At 38.5% G+C, this 20002-nt stretch carries 15 protein-coding genes; 13 read left to right on the plus strand and 2 right to left on the minus strand.

The annotated features are described in order from the left end of the window. Positions 1–66: 66 nt before the first annotated feature. The 5 genes from BUB77_RS20500 (at position 67) to BUB77_RS20520 (ending at position 9412) form a co-directional block, all read left to right on the plus strand. Entirely contained in the window at positions 67–765 is a 699-nt protein-coding gene (locus BUB77_RS20500; protein WP_073278797.1) for a 5'-methylthioadenosine/adenosylhomocysteine nucleosidase, read from the plus strand. Between the two features lie 214 nt (positions 766–979). Then, a complete protein-coding gene (locus BUB77_RS20505; RefSeq protein WP_073278718.1) occupies positions 980–2575 on the plus strand; it encodes a hypothetical protein in 1596 nt (531 codons plus the stop codon). Between the two features lie 727 nt (positions 2576–3302). Further along, a complete protein-coding gene (locus tag BUB77_RS20510; RefSeq protein ID WP_073278719.1) occupies positions 3303–4553 on the plus strand; it encodes a hypothetical protein in 1251 nt (416 codons plus the stop codon). A 2-nt stretch (positions 4554–4555) separates the two neighbouring features. Next, positions 4556–7810 carry a DUF5704 domain-containing protein gene (locus BUB77_RS20515; RefSeq protein WP_073278720.1) on the plus strand — a complete coding sequence of 1085 codons (3255 nt, stop codon included), beginning with the start codon at positions 4556–4558 and terminating at the stop codon, positions 7808–7810. 252 nt (positions 7811–8062) lie between these two features. Further along, entirely contained in the window at positions 8063–9412 is a 1350-nt protein-coding gene (locus BUB77_RS20520; protein ID WP_073278728.1) for a glucose-6-phosphate isomerase, read from the plus strand. A 253-nt stretch (positions 9413–9665) separates the two neighbouring features. Here BUB77_RS20520 and BUB77_RS20525 read toward each other — a convergent pair whose 3' ends face one another. Together BUB77_RS20525 and BUB77_RS20530 are read right to left on the minus strand one after the other, a co-directional pair. Further along, on the minus strand, positions 9666–10463 hold the full coding sequence (locus tag BUB77_RS20525; RefSeq protein WP_084124522.1) for a M15 family metallopeptidase: 798 nt from the start codon (positions 10461–10463) through the stop codon (positions 9666–9668). Between the two features lie 19 nt (positions 10464–10482). After that, entirely contained in the window at positions 10483–10752 is a 270-nt protein-coding gene (locus tag BUB77_RS20530) for a hypothetical protein (RefSeq protein ID WP_073278730.1), read from the minus strand. Positions 10753–11191: 439 nt separating this feature from the next. On the opposite strand from BUB77_RS20530, the gene BUB77_RS20535 reads away from it, so the two are divergent. The 8 genes from BUB77_RS20535 (at position 11192) to BUB77_RS20575 (ending at position 19241) form a co-directional block, all read left to right on the plus strand. Then, complete coding sequence (locus tag BUB77_RS20535; protein WP_139241258.1) at positions 11192–11395, plus strand: hypothetical protein; 204 nt, start codon at positions 11192–11194, stop codon at positions 11393–11395. Positions 11396–11564: 169 nt separating this feature from the next. Next, a complete protein-coding gene (locus tag BUB77_RS20540; protein ID WP_073278733.1) occupies positions 11565–12098 on the plus strand; it encodes a transcription repressor NadR in 534 nt (177 codons plus the stop codon). 100 nt (positions 12099–12198) lie between these two features. Next, on the plus strand, positions 12199–13761 hold the full coding sequence (gene dnaX, locus BUB77_RS20545; protein ID WP_073278735.1) for a DNA polymerase III subunit gamma/tau: 1563 nt from the start codon (positions 12199–12201) through the stop codon (positions 13759–13761). A 20-nt stretch (positions 13762–13781) separates the two neighbouring features. Then, positions 13782–14138, plus strand: coding sequence for a YbaB/EbfC family nucleoid-associated protein (locus BUB77_RS20550; protein WP_073278736.1), 357 nt, complete (start codon positions 13782–13784; stop codon positions 14136–14138). Positions 14139–14415: 277 nt separating this feature from the next. Then, positions 14416–15012, plus strand: a complete 597-nt coding sequence (gene recR, locus BUB77_RS20560; RefSeq protein WP_073278740.1) for a recombination mediator RecR — start codon at positions 14416–14418, stop codon at positions 15010–15012. A 55-nt stretch (positions 15013–15067) separates the two neighbouring features. Further along, positions 15068–16642 carry a DUF5050 domain-containing protein gene (locus BUB77_RS20565; RefSeq protein WP_073278742.1) on the plus strand — a complete coding sequence of 525 codons (1575 nt, stop codon included), beginning with the start codon at positions 15068–15070 and terminating at the stop codon, positions 16640–16642. A 323-nt stretch (positions 16643–16965) separates the two neighbouring features. Beyond that, a complete protein-coding gene (locus tag BUB77_RS20570; protein WP_073278744.1) occupies positions 16966–17610 on the plus strand; it encodes a hypothetical protein in 645 nt (214 codons plus the stop codon). 371 nt (positions 17611–17981) lie between these two features. Beyond that, on the plus strand, positions 17982–19241 hold the full coding sequence (locus BUB77_RS20575) for an HD-GYP domain-containing protein (protein ID WP_073278746.1): 1260 nt from the start codon (positions 17982–17984) through the stop codon (positions 19239–19241). The last annotated feature ends 761 nt before the right edge of the window (positions 19242–20002 follow it).

Here is a 20002-nt window from a genome sequence, read left to right on the forward strand (position 1 = left end):
GTTATAACAACAGATTAAATGTAGAAAGGATACCCCCAAGTGCAGCAGAGGGGATTGGTGCAGGAAATGAAAAAAACAGGTATTATCGGAGCCATGGAAGAAGAGGTAAATCAGCTAAAGAATATTATGGAAGGGGTCAGCAGCAGGAAGAAGGCTGGCATGGAATTCCTGGAAGGCACCCTTGAAGGAAGACCCTGCGTAGTGGTTCGTTCCGGTATCGGTAAGGTCAATGGGGCTGTCTGCACGCAAATACTGATTGATGATTACAGCGTTGATTTAGTTGTCAATACTGGTGTTGCAGGCTCACTAAAGGCAGAAATCAATATTGGAGACATGGTAATTTCCAGTGATGCTCTCCAGCATGATGTGGATGCTACGGGTTTTGGCTACGATTTTGGTGTGATACCCAGAATGGAGACCTCCGTATTTCAGACAGAGGAAAGCCTTACCGCTCTGGCTGTAAAGGTATGTAAGGAAGTAAATCCGGATATCGGAGTTTTTCCGGGCAGGGTAGTAAGCGGAGACCAATTCATCAGTGGCAGGGAAAAGAAAATATGGATTACGGAGCATTTTCACGGGCTGTGCACGGAGATGGAGGGTGGTGCAATTGCCCAGGCGGCACATTTAAATAATACGCCGTTCCTTATCATACGTGCAATTTCCGATAAGGCCGATGACAGTGCCCATATGGACTATGGTGCCTTTGAGGCAAAAGCCATAGAGCATACGGTAAAGCTTGTAAAGGCTTTGATAACAGCTTTATAGCAGAGTGCTTGTCCAATTTTTGATATACATGGGACGACAAGAAACACCTTATAAAAATAAAATACAAGGGAATTTCATAAATTATTTCGGGAAACTTTAGCCTTTTTACCAAAGATAGGATTTCCGTGTCAATGAAATATAAGCTTCCCCGCCTTTTCAAAGCCGTTATTATCAAGTATAATAACTGTTAATAAATGGAAAGGCGGGGAGTTTTGTGATACGGACTTTATTTGATAACCATGTTTTTATCTACATATTACTGGCGCTGACAGGCTGCGGTATCCTTATGAAGCTTGTGGTACAGGTGCTGTATGCCAGACTGCTAAAGGCTTCTGAAACCATGAGTACCTCAAAAAATAAACTGGCAAAAAACATGAAGAAAAAATTTGAAGCTTACTATAAACTTAAGCTGGGTGTGAATAATGTGGATATCTTTGTGGATAAACACTTTTTTCACTATAAATTCTGTGGAATTTTTTTATCAACCTGGGAAACCCTATGTGGACAAGTTCTGGTCCTGTCCCTTTTAGTAGGTGCAATAAGTACTATTTTAGGGCTTATTTATGAATGTGGAAAAAATCAGATATTAACCACATTTACTGTGGGTATTTTATCCTGCGGTCTGTTGATATTTTTTGAGGGAGTTGTAAATCCCACCGGAAAAAAGGAAATGATCAGGCTCAATATGAAAGATTATCTGGAGAATGTGCTGAAAGTCAGGCTGGTACAGGAAGAAAGCCAACCGGAATTAATGGAGCAGTATAAAAAGGCATATCAGCCTTCCTCCTTTACAGCAGTATCAAAAGAGCAGCAGGAAAGGGACAAGCTCAGACCCTTTCAAAAAAGAAAGAAAAACAAGAGCAGGGAAGCAAAACGCCTTGAAAAGCTGAACCAGAAAGCCAGACAGAAGGATGAAGCAGCAAAAAGGCAGGAGAATAAGAAGCTTTCAAAGCTAAATAAAAAAGCAGAATCGCAGAAACAAAGAACTATTGAAAAGGAAGCAAAGCAGAATGAAAGGACGGAAAAAGAACTAAATGCGAGGAAGCAAAAGGAAGCCAAAAAGCAGGAGGCAGCAAGGCTTAAGGCAGAGGCCTTAGAGATAGAGCAGAAAAAGAAGGAAGAAAAGCAGCAGCAAAAGGAATTGAAAAGGGTATTAAAGCTGGAAAAGAAGCATAGGGGGTATAGTGCCAGGACAACGGCACAGGAGAAGAAGGAGAATCTTCTGAAGGAAATCCAGAACAGAAGAGATAGGGAGACTAAAACAGCTGAAACGGTTGGAGAAGCAGAGAATGAACAGGAGTCAGTAAATGCTTCATCAAACCATTTCTCTGGCAGAAAGGTTGATAATTCAAAAGAAGTAACTGAAAGTAAAGCAGAAAGCAGTCAAGAGAATCCTTCAGGCAAGGAAAGAATAGAGCATGTGTCCGCTAAAGAGGGAGAGCCAAAGAAAGCAGAGGAGACAAAGTCCTATAAAAAAGAGGAGGTAAAAGAGGTAAAAGTTCAGGTAGAAACAGGCAAAGAAATTAAGATCGTGGAGGCAAATGCCGCTGAGGTTAAGGTGGCTGAGGTCAGTGCAGCAAAAGTACGGGATATCAAGACAAAGCCCGTAGCAGCAAAATCGGTAGCAGCAAAACCAGTGTCGACAAAGCCGGTAACAGCAAAACAAGACATAACTTACCACGATGATAGGACTGCTGCTGCCCTTGAGGATGGAAGAGGTTACAATTATAAAGAGTACGAGATTGTTAAACCTACCTCGGAAGAGGAAGAAAAGATTATTGAGGACATCTTAAAAGATATATTCGCTTAAAAAGAAGGTACTGTTTTAATTGAGGCATTTGATAGCATTTGCCTGAATTAAAACGGTACCTTATATTTATGTTTGTATTTGGGTTGTATAGAACAGGGTATAGTATCTTCTTATGTGTGTGAAAAGGGTATTAATTTTATCTAACCTTATGAGAAATAAAAAACAAGATGGAATTAAGAGGAAATACATTCTTGATTTTTCCTGAAAAACATGTTATAGTTTGGATTAAATAGGGGAGCAAGAGCAGGAATTTTATCGGGGGAAAGAGGAATAAGTATTTCAAGGGGGAAGTTATATAATGAGCTTGTATCTGAGCTTTCATGCATAGTCATAGGATTATCCTATTTTATCTGGCTGTTTATATTGGGATAATATTCTTTAGTTACATATTTCATCTTATAATTATCAAAGAAAACGTTATAATAAAAATTCAAAACAGTGATTCATAGCTAGTCTTAATTCATTTCATGAAGATCAATTCACCATTAAAATTCGTAAACAATCTTCTATTAAAAATCCATGTATATAAAATTAAATAAACCGTTACCTTGTAACAGATATAATCAGGTTGAATCCTGCTATTGAAGGCAGTCATAGTATTGTTTTCATAGCAGCAGGCTTACAATAAAAAATAGAATAATAGTATTAGTGACGTTAAAAACCATACATAAGGCAGTCTGAAAATAGTAACACAATAAAATAAAGAGAAGATGAAGGGAGCACTAAAATGAGAAGAAACATAATGTGCAAAGGAATTAGCCTATTGCTGGTTATTGTTATGGTATTAAGTGGCATGATACCTGCCAAATCCGCAGAAGCAGCAACCAGCAGTAATATTAAAATTTATAATTTTATTAAAATCCTGGTATCAGCCACAGAACTTGAGATTGATAAGGCACAAGCCAGTCCCTATATGAAAGCCGCTATGGATGCAGGTATTGTAAAGGAGGTGGATTTTAAGGATGATGAGGCCTATATAACCCGAATGGATGCAGCTGTACTTCTTAACAGAGCAGATGAATATCTGCATGGAGATACAGTGGATGGGAAGCTCTTAAAGATTGTGTTAGAGCAGCGCATTTCTGATATCAATAAGATACCGGAAGGAAAAAGAAATGCTGTTGCTAAGATATATACAAAAGGCTTCATAGTAGGAAAAAGCAATGGCTTGTACATACAAAATCGTTCCTTTAATGGATATGATCTTCTAACGACTGGCGATGCAAAGAAGTTAATAGCATTGCTTAAGAATACAAAAGGCAGAGCCAAAATGAGCCCTGACGGTCAGTTGATTCGAACAACTAATCTTCCGAAGAATGCAAAGGATTATCCCTATATACTGGCGGCTTTTCCTAACTCTTTTTATGAAATGAAGTTTATGTATCAGTGGGCAGAATCGAATTATACAAGAGTTGAAGGGAAAGATTATGCAAGGCCTATAAAAGTAAATGAAAGAATGAAGATATTTGAAACCGATAAAAATGGAAGATGCATTTATGTAGATGATTGGATGAAAAAGGTGGAAAATAATTTAAAATATCGTCTGAACGTTGATTATCGTGCTATAGATAATAATTGGTTAAATGGTCTGCGAAATACCTATTTTTTATATGATATTGCATCAGCTGATAAAAAAACTACGGATGATATCAAAGAATATATGCCATATGTAAAAAAGAATCATATTGTCATCAAAAGTTCAGTGATATCAGTGGAACCTTCTACATTATATTTTGATAATGCATATCGTGTAAGGGTCTATGTAAAATTTAAGATATCTTTTAAAGGAGAGAAAAAACCTCAAGATAAACTTTTCTTTGTACAACAGTTTATAAGACTTAAGAATATCTCTAAAGATAAATGGTTTGAAGGGGTTTACGATATAGAGCTTGCCACAGCTAATGGAAATAGTAATGGTAGTGATTATGCAGTATTTGATGATTCATTAAATGATTATTTTTATAAGGGGAAATGGTAAGGATGAAGTGCAAAAGAAGAATAAAGGGATTTCTCTTAGCTTTTTTTTTGATAATTGGTCTAATAGCACCTGGAAGGGCAGCTCATGCAGAAAAGCCGGAAGTAACGTTTGATAAAATAACGGGTGAGTTTACCTTTACTACGATAGACACAAAGGCAACAACTAATATTAGATGGAATACCATAGGCTTTACTGTATGCCGTGAACCTACACAAGGATATCCCAGAAAAGATACCGATGGAGACTCCAAAACACAGGATTGGGCATACTTTGACATAAAAAAGGGGCAAAAAGACCAATATCCTTACGGAGATGGTGTACACGTAAAAGTAACTTTTAAATTTGATAAAGACCAGGTAAATGCTGCATTTAAAAATACTAAGTTAGATGAAATTAAAGATAATGACATTATTTATTTTAATGGTGTCTTTGATATTATTTATAATGGTACAGAAGATAAAGAACATATATACTATAATCTCTCGGGCAAACCTTACGGAATTGCTACTGCTGCTCCCTGGAATGATACGAAAGACTTTGATGATCGTTTTGATTTATCAGTACTATTTCATGATGGTGACAATAAATACCCAATAACAATAGAACGCAGAATTTACAGTAATAGTACAAGTACCTTATACGACAATACAGATTACCCAAAACAGAAAAAGAATACCACGTTCTCAACATCCTGGCATAATGTAACAAATAAGATTAACACCAACGGAAAGGAATACTATCTCTACCGTCTGTATTATACCAACCTCCGCGACCCGAAAAAAATCGTAGGAAACCGTAAGACCAGTGTAAATCCATACCTTTCTCCAACAGAATATAAGGATGCACTTAGTTACTTAAGGGACCGTGAATATACAATAAAAGATAAGGGGCTCAAAATAACAGCCATGTACCGCAGATTTACGGAGAAACCAACGGAAAGCGGAGACAGTATGGAGAGGGAATTTGAGACCATAGACCCTACGGCTGTTATCAAAGCGGATACCAGAGGGAATGAAGCATATGATGTCCTGGAGGGGATACCGGGAACAGAAAGCCTTTATGCCAATGCTATCACAAGCAAATATCTATCCGGATACCGTTTCAAAAAAGTAGAGGGAACCAAATTATATCCGGTAACTGTAACAAAGACGTATACTCTTACCTGGAAGGACAAAGGGGAGGTGGGGAAGCCGGACCTTCCTCATTCAGATACCAGGACGGTTCCCAAAACCTATTACATCGAGCGAAAGTATTCTTATTGGTATATTGATTTTCTCGGGGTATATGGGCTGGACAAGGCAATTATAGAAAATGACGCCTTACCCGGTAAAAGCATCACCCTCACACCATCCGGATATAAGGCCCCAACGGTAAGCTACACCAATTCCACTTCGGAATCGGACCATATTACAGAACCTAAAATAAAGACACCTGCGGCTTTGTCTCAATCCATTAATGGAGGATATTCAGAACCTTCCGTTCCGGACGATAATTTGAAATCTTATGCAGAAGCTGCTGTTGATAAAATACTTTGTAAGAATGATAAGCTTCTTTTCAATGGGCAAACCATGATGTCAGATACCAGAAAAGAAGAAGCAGCAGATATGCCCATTGCCATCCCGGAAGGTACAGAGGAAATCGGGGAAAACGTATTATATAAGTCAAATCTGGTGATACCGGGTACGAGGGCAAATGAGGCATATGAAAGCACAGGAATTATTACCTATAAGCCTATTGTGAATATCTGCAACAGGGAAGCCCTGGAGGTGGATACGGATTATGAAATAAATGATGTTAATCCGGTAGTAGTACATACCCCGGTGGTTTGTGACGGTATGGTGCAGGATAACCGCAGTGACAATCAGATGATAACCCCGGATGCCGGAAGGGCTTCCTTGGTGTTGGACAGGCCTTTCTATGTGACATTGCCGACAACGGGAATGCATCGGGATATACAGGGCTATGGCTACCGGGATTATGGAAAATATATTGCAAGCAGGCAAGTCAAGTTTGCCTTTGATACATATAAAGGCAGTTCCACTGCCGGAACCTTTATCCCCAAGGATACCTGGACCGGCGTGGCTGAAAACACTCTCTTTTATGTTCCTGCCTGGGTCACGGAAGGAAGATATGAAATAAGATTCCGAAGTACCGCCATCAATGCGGCGGCCAATGACGGATACGGCAAGAGCGAAGATATAGCCAATATCAGTCTTGCCAACTATGTGGCAGAAGACAGTTCAATCGTACAAATATCTGGAAGAATCTATGGTCTAAACATCTATGATGTAACAGACTATCCAATATGGGAAAAAGTATTTCGTCTTCCCAATTCTCTGAAATTAACAGGCTTTCATTATACCGTAGGGGTGAAGAATCAGAACGGAGAAAGCAGCGGACAGAATCCTCAATTTACAATCACTATGGTAAATGGCAGTCATCCCAATTACAAAAACCAGGGTATTCTAAAAACCGGTTATATGACAAGATTTTCTCTCACCACAGTAGGAAGTATGGCAGATAGTGATGATTATGTCAGGATTAAGCCAAAGTTCTACTTCGCAGACAAAGACGGAAAGAACCGCCGGGAGGCAGACATCTATTATACCGAAAGCTTTAACGGAAAGGAACATATCCTTGTAAAAATGGGCGGGAACCTTGACCTGGAAAACGATAAGTCCATAAAGACCGGAGACCCCTATCTTGGAATACCGGAAAGTGAATTGCAAAGAACGGCTTATTATGAAGGAGTTCCCTTAAGAAAGTGGAAATCCCAGACAAAGAAGATCTATAACTACATGAATATCATGCTGCCCTTTACCCTTCGTACCTTTATCGGCTTTGTAGACCCTATACCGCAGACAGTTACAGAAAAACAGGCGGCCACCAGCGTCCAGCATTGGTATGGAGAATATTATCTGCCGGCGGAGGTCCATATCGTACCAAAGGGGTATGATGTATCAAACTATGCACTTCATCACGGAGGACTTGATTATCATGAGAAATTCTGGCTGAAGGAAGGCTATATTATTGTGAACTTTGATATCACCACCGTAAAAGACGGGGAGTTGAACCTAAGCTACATCAACGCTGCCAACAGTGAAAATGGCTACTGCAATATGTGGAAAAGGGAAGGCTACCAATACCGGAAGACCAGTTATCATGGAATCAGCTTTAACTTCCAGGATGGAGATTATGTAATCTATTATGCCAATCACAGCGTCCAGGAAGATTACATTTCCTCCGGAACCCATTAAGTACGGCTGTTAATATTACAAATAAAATCTTGCAGTTGCCCTTTTTGAAGATATATCAGTAAAAGAAATTGTAGTTAATAACAGAATAGGAAGATAAATGCAGAAAAAGAGGGTCAGAAAATAAATTTTTTACACGATTAACCCTGATTCTATGGAAAATGCATATTGAATAACACTCCTTACTTTGATAAAATAAGAGCGAATAAAAAGGTATCTATTATCCTTACAACAATGAAAAGGAGTGTAAAAAAAATGAGTGCTAAAGTAACATTTGACTATTCAGCAGCGAAAAGCTTTATTGCAGATACGGAAATAGAAATGATTGAAAAAGCAATAGAGGGTGCAAAAGAGACCTTATTAAGCAAAACTGGTGCCGGGAATGATTTCTTGGGCTGGATTGACCTTCCGGTTAACTATGACAAAGAGGAATTTGCAAGAATTAAAGATGCAGCAAAGAAAATCCAGAGTGATTCCGAGGTTCTTTTAGTTATCGGTATTGGCGGTTCCTATCTTGGAGCCCGTGCAGCAGTTGAATTTTTAAGACATAGCTTTTATAATTCTGTTTCCAAGGAAATCAGAAAGACACCTGAAATCTATTATGTGGGAAATAATATCAGCAGTACTTATATCAGCAATCTGATTGAAGTAATTGGGGACAGGAATTTTTCCATCAACATTATCAGTAAATCCGGTACGACCACAGAGCCTGCTATTGCCTTCCGTGTATTTAAAAAGCTTCTGATAGAGAAATACGGAAAGGGTGAAGCCGCAAAGCGTATTTATGCTACCACGGATAAAGCAAAAGGTGCTTTAAAGAACCTTGCTACCGAGGAAGGCTATGAAAGCTTTGTAGTTCCTGATGATATCGGAGGACGTTTCTCCGTATTAACAGCAGTAGGTCTTTTACCCATAGCCGTAAGCGGTGCGGATATTACAAAGCTTATGGAGGGAGCAGCAGCCATGAGAGAAAGATGCTTAAATCAGCCTTTCGCTACCAATGACTCCCTGCATTATGCCGCCATTCGTAATATCCTTCTTAGAAAAGGCAAGAGTATTGAAATTCTTGCCAACTATGAGCCCTCCCTTCACTATGTATCAGAATGGTGGAAACAGCTCTTTGGTGAAAGTGAAGGAAAGGATAAGAAAGGTATCTTCCCTGCAGCCGTAGATTTGACCACTGACCTTCATTCCATGGGGCAATTCATCCAGGACGGCCAGAGAACCATGTTTGAGACAGTTATTAACCTTGAGACACCTTCCTGTGAAATTTATATAGAGGAAGAAGAAGTGGACTTGGATGGACTTAACTATCTGGCAGGAAAGAGCATGGATTTCATCAATAAGAGCGCTATGAAGGGTACTCTTTTAGCTCATACGGACGGAAATGTTCCCAACTTAATCGTGAACCTTCCGGAACAGAATGAGGAATCTTTAGGAGAGCTGTTCTATTTCTTTGAATTTGCCTGTGGAATCAGCGGATATCTCTTAGGAGTAAATCCTTTTGACCAGCCGGGTGTTGAAAGCTATAAGAAGAATATGTTCGCCCTCCTTGGAAAACCTGGCTTTGAAAAGCAGAGAGAAGAACTCTTAAAGAGACTCTAAGACAGTTAAGAGAATCCCCGGGAGAACTCCAGGAATAAATAATTAAGATGTCATAAGTTAACCTTAGCTTTATCTATGTATTTTTATACTCTAAGTATACATTCAATAAAATTGACATTGACTAAAGACATCCAAATCAATTACTTACTTATAAATAAGTCAATAAAATACGGCCTGCTGCTTAGGTTTATGCAGCAGGCCGTATTTTATCTGGTATGTAAGTAGATATAAGGTATCTTAAGCGGAATTGCTATCACCTAATACTCTTTTGAAAATGCTGATAGTCCTTCAGAGAGGACCAGGAGCCGCCCCAGGTAAAGCCTCTCTTTATAAATGCCTGGTAACAGATGTCATCCTTTTTAATATAATAGGGATTTTCAAGGCTTCTGTTGGCATATTTCTTTCCCTCTGCCGGAGAAACCACAGTTTTACCATTTGATTTCTGAACGCTGGGGTTATAAAGAGGGTTGATATCAATTGCAAGGCCCAGAGCATGCTTTGATAAATTATTAGAGCCTGCAATGGTGCGGTAATTAAAAGCGGAGGTATTGTCATCCTTCATGGAAGCTTCATCATCGGCCTCATATTCATCCACCAGCACCATTTTTTCGATGGGATAGTTAGCATTGTAAAGTTCTTTGAAGACGGCTAAAATATCCTTTGCGATCTTCTTGTTCACAATCAGCTCCCCTATGTGGGTTTCCTTATCAAATCCATAATATAAAACCCTGACATACCGTAATTCTGAAAGAGCCACCTTCCCATCTTTCTTATAAGATTTATCCATAATTCTATTTTTCACGGAAGCTTTAATTGGCTGTGCATAGAAGCAGCTGTCTGTTCCGCCTTTTACCCTGGCAGGGTCCAGAATCGAGCCGGCTGTTAAAGTATCCAGGGATTTTCTGTTTAACAGGGCGGAAGCTTCTGCACTGCTTTTGGCATAGGTTTTGATGCCCAAGGAAATCAGAAGGGCAAGAAGCAGGAAGCCTGTGAAATAGGACAACCGTCTGCCAGAGTATTTTCCTTTACCGGGTTTTGTTCCGGAAAGCATAAGAATCCCTCCTTCTTTCTTAATCTTCCTCTATTACATGAATTTCAAGATAATCAAAGTCAATGGGGTCAATGAAATTATCCTGATGGAATCTTGCCTTATCATGCTTTTTAAATTCAGCCACTGTGGAATCCAGCCATATCGGCTTGGATAAATCAAATTGATAGCATATTTCATCTACCGCAGCAAAGACCTTCCTTGTGCGGTTTAAGGAAGCATCATCATTTTCAATGACCATATCGGATAGCATTCTGTTTTCTTTGAATATTTTTGCCCATAAACGAAACATAATAACCCCTTTCGCGGCTATCAAATTTTCAATTTGATAGTATTGAATAAAATATCTATAGGACTATAATGTGCCCTGAAAGATTAGTTTTAAGTATACCATGGTCATTTGCTTTTTGAAATCCCTAAAATTGATTCGTGTGCCATAAGTTGGTCTAAGCTTTCCTCTATGCATCTTTGTGGCATAAAAATGCGGCCAAGTAACTTTTACGGAGCGGAGTGTATTTTTATAACATAAACTTGCCGGGTTTCAGACATTACATAAAACTTAAAAAATAGGAAATCCTATCAGATAAAAAAGAGAGCTATTCTTTTTTTGGCAGTATCGCAGGTTTGCCTGGGATATGTATGAACCTTAGGCTGAAGGAAAAATGAATAAAAGAAAGGATGCCCAATGGTGATTCTTTCAGCCTGTTTTCACTATGGCAAATGGTGTTGAAATGAGTAAAATGAATAAGAATGACGAATCTAAGATACCTTATATGAAGGAAGAGCTCCCGGTTATCAATCCTTCCTTCATTCCTGAACCAGGCTATGACAATATAGATAATATTCCGGATGGAGACGAGTATCCGTCCTATCAGGAACCACTTCCCATTGACAAGCCTTCGGAATTTGGTGACAACAACGTGAAAGAATTTTAGTAAAATCAAGGAAAGACGAAAGCTGAAAGGGCATAAGTTACGGCAAACCCATCTGTTTGCCGTTGCTTTTGTTCTTTTATTATAATACAATAGAAATATAGTAGGGAGCGGTATAAAAGGGCTGTTGTAAATGAATAACAGAGAAAGGTTATAAAAGTGAGGTGTTTTTATGGAGGGGCAGGACAGAAGGAATGAACTGACTAGGATACTGGAGGAGACGAAGGAACCGGTATCCGGTACGGAATTAGCAAAAAGATTAGGGGTCAGCCGCCAGGTAATTGTACAGGATATTGCACTTTTAAGGGCGGTTAATAAGAATATCCTGTCTACAACCAAGGGGTATCTGATCTATAAACAGGAAAAGCAGAAGGTAAACCGTTGCTTTGCTACAAGGCACACTACGGAAGAAATAGAAGATGAGTTAAATACAATAGTGGATAACGGCGGCAAGGTGCTGGATGTTATCGTTATGCATGACCTTTATGGTGAAATATCGGTTGATTTAATAATTAAAAACCGCAGAGATGTTGCAGACTTTGTAGAAAAGGTAAAAGCAAAAAGAACGGTACCTTTAAAGGACCTGACCAATGGAACCCATTTACATACGGTGGAGGCTGACTCAGAGGAGATTCTGGATCAGATAGAGCGGGCTCTCAGGGAAAAGAATTATCTTGTGAGCACCACATCTTTTGGGAAAGAGTAAGAATACTTTGACAACTATTCTAACCATTGGTAAAATAGATAGGAAGCAGATAAGGAACAGAATGTAAGCTGAAAGAAACATAAAAAGAGGAAGTGTAAGCATGTCATATACAGCGCTTTACAGAAAATTCCGCCCCACTGATTTTCATGATGTAAAGGGTCAGGACCACATTGTTACAACTCTGAAAAATCAGATAAAATCAGACCGGATAGGGCATGCCTATTTATTTTGCGGAACCAGAGGAACCGGAAAGACAACCATCGCCAAAATTCTTGGCAAAGCAGTTAACTGCGAACATCCCATAGACGGTAATCCCTGCAATGAATGTGAGACATGCCGCTCCATTCAAAACGGCACCTCTATGAATGTAATTGAAATAGATGCCGCATCCAATAACGGTGTGGATAATATCAGAGAAATCGTGGAGGAAGTGAGGTATTCTCCGACGGAGGGAAAGTATAAGGTCTATATTATAGATGAGGTCCATATGCTTTCCACAGGAGCATTTAATGCACTGTTAAAAACCCTGGAAGAGCCGCCCTCCTATGTAATTTTTATACTGGCGACCACAGAAGCCCAGAAGATTCCCATTACCATCCTGTCCAGATGTCAGCGATATGACTTTAAACGGATAACCATAGACACTATTTCAGACAGGCTGAAAGAGCTGATAAAGGCAGAAGGGGTTGAGGCAGAGGAAAAGGCCATCCGCTACATTGCAAGGATGGGTGACGGTTCCTTAAGAGATGCCTTAAGCCTCTTAGACCAGTGTATTGCCTTTTATTATGGACAGCTTTTAACTTACGACAAGGTACTTGAGGTACTTGGCGCAGTTGATGTGGAAGTATTTGCAAGACTTCTAAAGGCTATTGCACAAAATGATGTAGGACAATGCATGGCTATCCTGGAGGAATTGATTATAAGCGGCAGGGAGCTTACCCAGTTCACGGTGGATTTCACCTGGTATTTAAGGAATCTGCTTTTGGTAAAGACCTCGGAGGATGCCAGTGAAGCCGTTGAAGTGTCCACAGAAAATCTCGCTTTGTTGGAAGAGCAGGCAAAGGTATGGAATACGGACACCTTAATACGCTATATACGGATATTTTCTGATTTATCCAATCAGATCCGTTATGCCTCCCAGAAAAGAGTTATGGTGGAGGTAGCATTGATTAAGCTGTGCAGGCCTCAGATGGAAAAGAGCTACGAGGATATCTTAGAGAGGATAAGGCAGTTAGAGGCAAAGCTTGAAAATGGTGTCACAGTAACAGTTAGAGAAAAAGAAACAACCGAAAGGGAGCCGGCAAAAAGGGAGGAAATTCCTGTGGAATTACCCAAGGCCATACCGGAGGACTTAAAGCTGGTAGCAAAAAACTGGAGTAATATTGTGGCCACGACCACTGGCATCACGAAGGTTTCTTTGGGAAATGCCAGGCCAAGTATGGGAAATAATAATACACTCCTTCTGGTATTTACCGATGAGTGGGACCTGGAAGCTCTGAAGAAGGAAGCCCATATGCAGGAGCTCAAAAGTGCCATAGCAAGGTTTGTTCCAAAGGATGTAGAGGTTACAACAAAGCTCATAACTGCTGAAAAGGAATCGGCAGAAGAAGCCTTTGACTTACGAAGGATTATAAAAAACATTGACATAGAATATGAAGATTAATAGAAAAGGAGAACATTAACATGGCAAAACGCGGAGGATTTCCGGGAGGAGCAATGCCCGGCAACATGAATAATTTAATGAAACAGGCTCAGAGAATGCAAAAGCAGATGGAGGAAAAGACCAAAGAAATAGAGGAAAAAGAGTGGGAAGCCTCTGCCGGCGGCGGAGCAGTAACAGTAAAGGTATCCGGTAAGAAGGAAATAACAGCTGTTACCCTGTCAAAGGAAGTAGTAGACCCCGATGATATCGAAATGCTTCAGGACCTAATTATGGCGGCTGCCAACGAAGCTTTTCGTAAGATGGAAGAAGAATCCCAGTCAGTAATGGGACAGATAACAGGAGGCCTGGGAGGTCTTGGCGGCGGTTTTCCTTTCTAAGGAGCGGTTTTCAATCACATTGCTTTTATAGAAAGTAATTTCCTGCAAAATTTCCAATCTATTTTATGAAATAAACAATGAAAAGAAAAAATGGCTGTTACAGAAGGTTTTTCACATGGGGTGCAGAGACTGTACCCAAAAGCTTCCTGAACAGCCATTTTATTTGGTTAATTTTTACTTTGAAGTTTATTCTTGAAAACAGAAAAATAATCAAGTATGATGATAATAGTATGCAGATCAGCTGCAGAAAAAAGAAAAATTTCCAGAAAGAGGATATATGAATTATTACAGCAGTCAAATCAGCAAATTAATAGAAGAATTATCAAGGCTGCCCGGAATTGGAGCAAAAACAGCCCAAAGGCTTGCCTTTTACATCATAAATATGCCCCAGGATCAGGTAAATAACCTATCCCAGGCCATTACCTCAGCCAAAGCCAATGTAAGATACTGCAAGGAGTGCTATACCCTGACGGATAGTGAATATTGCCCCATTTGCGCCAGTGATAAAAGAGATCACCACACCATAATGGTGGTTGAAAATCCAAGGGATTTGGCGGCCTATGAGAAAACCGGAAGATATGACGGAGTATACCATGTCCTTCACGGAGCTATTTCTCCCATGCTCGGTATCGGACCTGACGAGATTAAGCTAAAAGAGCTGATTGTCAGACTGGAAGGGGATATCAAAGAGGTTATCATTGCCACCAATTCCAGCCTGGAAGGGGAAACCACCGCAATGTATATCAGTAAACTGATTAAGCCTACCGGTATTAAGGTAAGCCGTATCGCCAGCGGAGTGCCTGTTGGCGGAGACCTGGAGTATATTGACGAGGTGACGTTGCTGCGAGCTTTAGAGGGCAGAGTGGAGCTGTAATTGAAGTGAATTTTGTGTCATTGGGAGTTATCATTACATTAAGGAGAATATGGGAATGTACTATGGAAAAAATAAAATGAAACATTTTTGCCTGATTAGCTTAATATGTATTTTAGGCTTCCCTTTTACAACAATACATGCAAAAGCTTATAATGAGAAGGATGTTTATACTGCCTACGAGAAATTGATAAATAATGAGCACAATGAGGACGAGAAATATAATAAATCTCATGACTATAATACTCAATCGACATATTACAGTATTGTAAATATTGATTCAGCAGGTGCACCTGAACTGGTAATAAACAAAAGGGATTCCATATCGTATATAGGAGGCATGACTAAAGTATATTCCTATAAAAATGGGAAAGCTTATTTGGTCTGCAAAGATGATGATGAAGTATCTCATAGTCTTTATAAAGGAAACAATTGTATTTATTCGGTTCAAGGTACTGATACGATGGGTATTCCTCAAATGTATGATAGAATTTCATTAGACAAGGGTTTAGAAGAAAGCTACATTAGTTATGACAAATACTATTTTGACTATGATAAAACAGGAGAATTGGTTCCGTTATCTGCCAGTCAGATAAAAGAATATGAAAAAATAAATGGAGGACCCAGCTCCGGTAACAGATTATATGGCAAAGCAGCAAATTATAAAGATGTGTACAAGGCTATAACAAAATTTAAGACAAAAATTGTAATGGATAATGTTGATTCAAAAAATAATTTGAAAAAAGCTTTTGGAATGACTGTCGAGTTGGGCAATACAACAAATAACTATTTAAGCAGAGATGGCGGCCCCTTCTCCTGTAGTGATGGAACTTATCTATTTATTGCCAGTCAAGATGGAATTTATAAGACAAATATAAAAACTCATAAGACAGAAAAAATTGTATCAGTAAACCAAAGTAATGGAATATATTGCATAAGCAAGAGAGGCGATTATATCTATTATGTATGGGATAAAGCATATGGTTCCGATGAATTGGATGCCTATATTTATAGGGTTAAAAAAGATGGTACAAATAAAAAAGAATTACTGAAAGGGAATGGTACATATATAGTAGGTGATATTATGTACTATTATGATTATGATAATAATCAAGAATGTAAGTTGAATTTAAATACTTTAGAAAGCCAGGCTGTTGAAGTGGGGAAGGCAATACTTACAGTCAGTAGCTCATCGGTCTATCGTAAAAATGATTACGTAACTCAAGAGCCATATTATAAAGTTACAGATATTATAGTTTCCGGCTATGATGCTATTTATGATAATTATTTTTATTATGTGGGCAATACGGGGAAGGATAGCTACTATATTTACAGGCAGAAAAGTACAGGAAAAGACAAGTCAAAGGTTGTAGATAAAATGTCTTCAACTGCTTTTTCAATCTATGATGGATATTTGTATTATATAAACAATAACAATTTATACAGGATTAATTTAAAAACGCAGAAAACTTCAGCAGTTTGTAAAATTGAAAAGAATGTTTCGAACATAAGTGTTTATAAAAACTGTATATATTATTCTGTTTGGGTTGAAAACACACTTAAGATAGAAGAGTATATTATGAACCTTGATGGGACCATGAAAAAGAAGATAGCGGAAAGATATATATCTTAATAAAGATATGATAAGATACAATGAATGATTTTTGATTTTTATTGCAAAAGCTTGTTTGACTTAATATGATATTTTTAGTCCAATACTACTGTGTACCAAGGCACTCCATCTTATCGTTGTGCCAGCCACATTATCCTCATAGACAGATATAAAAGAAAATACGAATATAATTAAGAAATCAGACATAGACAGTGTGAAGTGCACCGCCTCAGGTCTGTTTTTTTACACATTTTGTCTGAGAATAGTTTTTAACGGTTTAGTAATGCACGTTGATTTTTAACAGATATTTCGCTAAAATTAAATAAAAAACAGGAGATTTCATTATGGGAATATCAAATAAAATGAGAAAAAGATCCGGGATAGCATTATTTATGGTAATGGTAATATTCATAACATTATTCTCAGAATCAAATGTATACGCAGCATATAAAACCGACTACATCAAACTATATGCAAAAAAGCTTAATTCTATCGAAAAAGAATGGTATGAAAAATACGGTGATGAAGGAATTGATTATAGTGGGAATAAATCAATTCGCTTTTGCTTACTGGACTTAAATGGAGACGGCATAAAGGAATTAATTGTTCGGGATATGAATGTGAGGTTTGATGCATATGAAGTATACACCTATTATAATAAAAAAGTAAAATTGGTGACAGCTTCTTACGGAGTCATATTAATGTTAAACACATATTCTAAAAAGAATGCAATTGGAATTATGGTATTTGATGACAATTCCAAAGCATATGGAACGACATATTATAAAATCAAAAACGGTAAGTTGAAAAAAATTGAAAGCTGCTATTATGAAAGTAAAGACTTTAATGGAAAAAAAGATATATACTATATCAACAAGAAAGTAACCTCAAAGCTGAAATATAAAAATTTAATAAAAAAATATGGTAATGAGGATACATTGGATTTACATGTAATTAGCAGTAATAACATTCAAAAATATTGTAATTGAAATGTCAAAGGTGCTCCGGTTTTTCTAAAGCTTTGAAATGAAAGAATTCCAGAAAGTCAGGTTCAGAGAATCGCCTGCGACTATTATAGACAAAATAATAAGTTTTCTACGATAAATTGCCATTTTTCTATTTCTACTGTATAATAATATTTCGTTAAATGAACTGCTGGGTGGAAGAGATTCCCTTTGGACGAACAATCATAATACATGGCAAGACTGCCATCCACAATAGTCTATTACTGCCTTTACAGGGATATCAATAAAAGAGGACCAGTACATATTCCCCTTTGCAATATCCCAGCAATTGGCTTACAGCAGTTTCAGGTAAATGTTAGGAATTTTAGTACGAATGAATGGCATGGAGGTAGAATATGCCCTACGGCAATCAGTATTTTTCTAATTTAAACGATTTATTGGTTTGTATAACGAAAGCAATTGATTTGGTCAACCCTAACGTTACCGATCACCATCAGCAGGTTGCATATCTGTCATATAATATAGCAGATGCGCTCCGGCTTCCACTGGAACAGAAGCGCTCCTTGGTTATTGCCGCACTTTTACATGATGTTGGTGCCATTGCATTACAGGACAGGCTGGACTTTAATGAAGAGGAGCATACTAATATAAATGAACATGCGTTTCTGGGAGCAAGGCTGTTTTCAGATTCGCCCATTCTTTCTAATATTGCAACAATAATTAAATTTCACCATATTCCCTGGAACAATGGAGAAGGCAAATACTATGAAGGAGAAAGTGTGCCGTTACTGTCACATATCATCCATCTGGCAGACAGGATTGCTGTTCATATAAACAGGGATGTGTTTATACTAAGTCAGACTAATTCAATCAAAGAATATATTAAGAGCAGGAAGGATTCGGCATTTGTCCCGGAATTTGTGGATGCTTTTCTGCAGATATGTGATAAAGAGGCTCTGTGGCTGGATTTTGACTATCAGCCGATGATTTCCAATATTCCCAATGATTTATCCCTTGAAGCAATAAAGCTTACTTTGGATGAAGTGGTCAGTCTGACAAAAATATTTTCACAGATCATTGACTTTCGAAGCCCCTTTACTGCCATGCACTCGGCCGGAGTAGCCGCTGTTGCAATCAAGCTTGCCGAACTGTCCGGACTGTCTGAGGATGAATGTAAGATGATGAATATAGCCGGTAACCTCCACGATATCGGAAAACTGGCAATTCCCAAGGAAATACTGGAAAAGCAGGATAAGCTGGAGCCTTGGGAGTTTGATATTATCAGAGCCCATACTTTTTATACATACCGCCTTTTAAAACCGGTAAAGGGATTTGAGTCCATAGCCCAATGGGCAGCATATCATCATGAGAAATTAAATGGCCGGGGTTATCCTTTTCACCTTAAGGCAAACAGCCTTTCGCTTGGAGCCAGGATTATGGCTGTTGCGGATATTTTTGCGGCAATATCGGAGGACAGGCCTTACCGCAAGGGCATGCCCAAGGAACGGGCAGTAACAGTCCTTCAGGGGATGGCGGCAAATGGCGGAATTTCCCCGGAAATATGTGCTTTGCTGATTGATAACTATGAGTCAATTTCCCAGGCACGCAGGGAATCTGCCCAGAAATCAGCTGATAATTACAGTAAAATTATATAGTGCTTCTCCATTTGTAATAAGGCTTGGAATAAATAGGGCATGTCAATGAGCAATGTTTGGGGACTGAGGTAAGGCTTGTTTATTCCAAGCCTTGTTTTCTGCTAAATTTTAATTTTATCTCTGCTGATAGAGAAATTGGTGTCTAACACAAAAATAAAAACCTGGATGGGCTGAGAATTATCCCTTCTCAGGTTGATTTTTTATTTTAGCAATCAGGCGCCCTGACATTACTCACCAAAAGCTGAAAAGCCATCAAAACCTTACCCTTTTAGGTTGTATTTAGTTGGATTTAAATACAAATCGCCCACCTTCCTAGCTGGCGTAATTTTATGTATAAAAAAAAGGCACTTGAACAAGTACCTTAAAGTTATCTGTTAATTTATATTTTGTTTTTTCTCAAATATCTGACTGCATTGATTATGATAACAATTATGAAATAAACAATGGTCGAATGTATTGACTTTCCGAGATCTTTATCTTCTACCCAGAAGTATATCAATCCAAAAAACAGCAGCACACTAAAAATCTGTAATGTAATTTGCTGCAATACTGACTTATTCATATCGGCTCTCCCTCTAATAGTATGTCCTGTATGTCCATATAGTATCATGATTTTAAATAGGCTGCAACCTAACTTATAGAAAAAGCACCCCGAGTGACGCCTAAAATTTAAAAAAATGGAATAACTTCCTTTTGTCACTGTTCACAATCTTTTCAATAACCCTTCATATCCAGGACACATATGAACGGTATACTTAGTT

The organism is Anaerocolumna jejuensis DSM 15929 (assembly GCF_900142215.1).
Taxonomy (GTDB): Bacteria; Bacillota; Clostridia; order Lachnospirales; family Lachnospiraceae; genus Anaerocolumna; species Anaerocolumna jejuensis.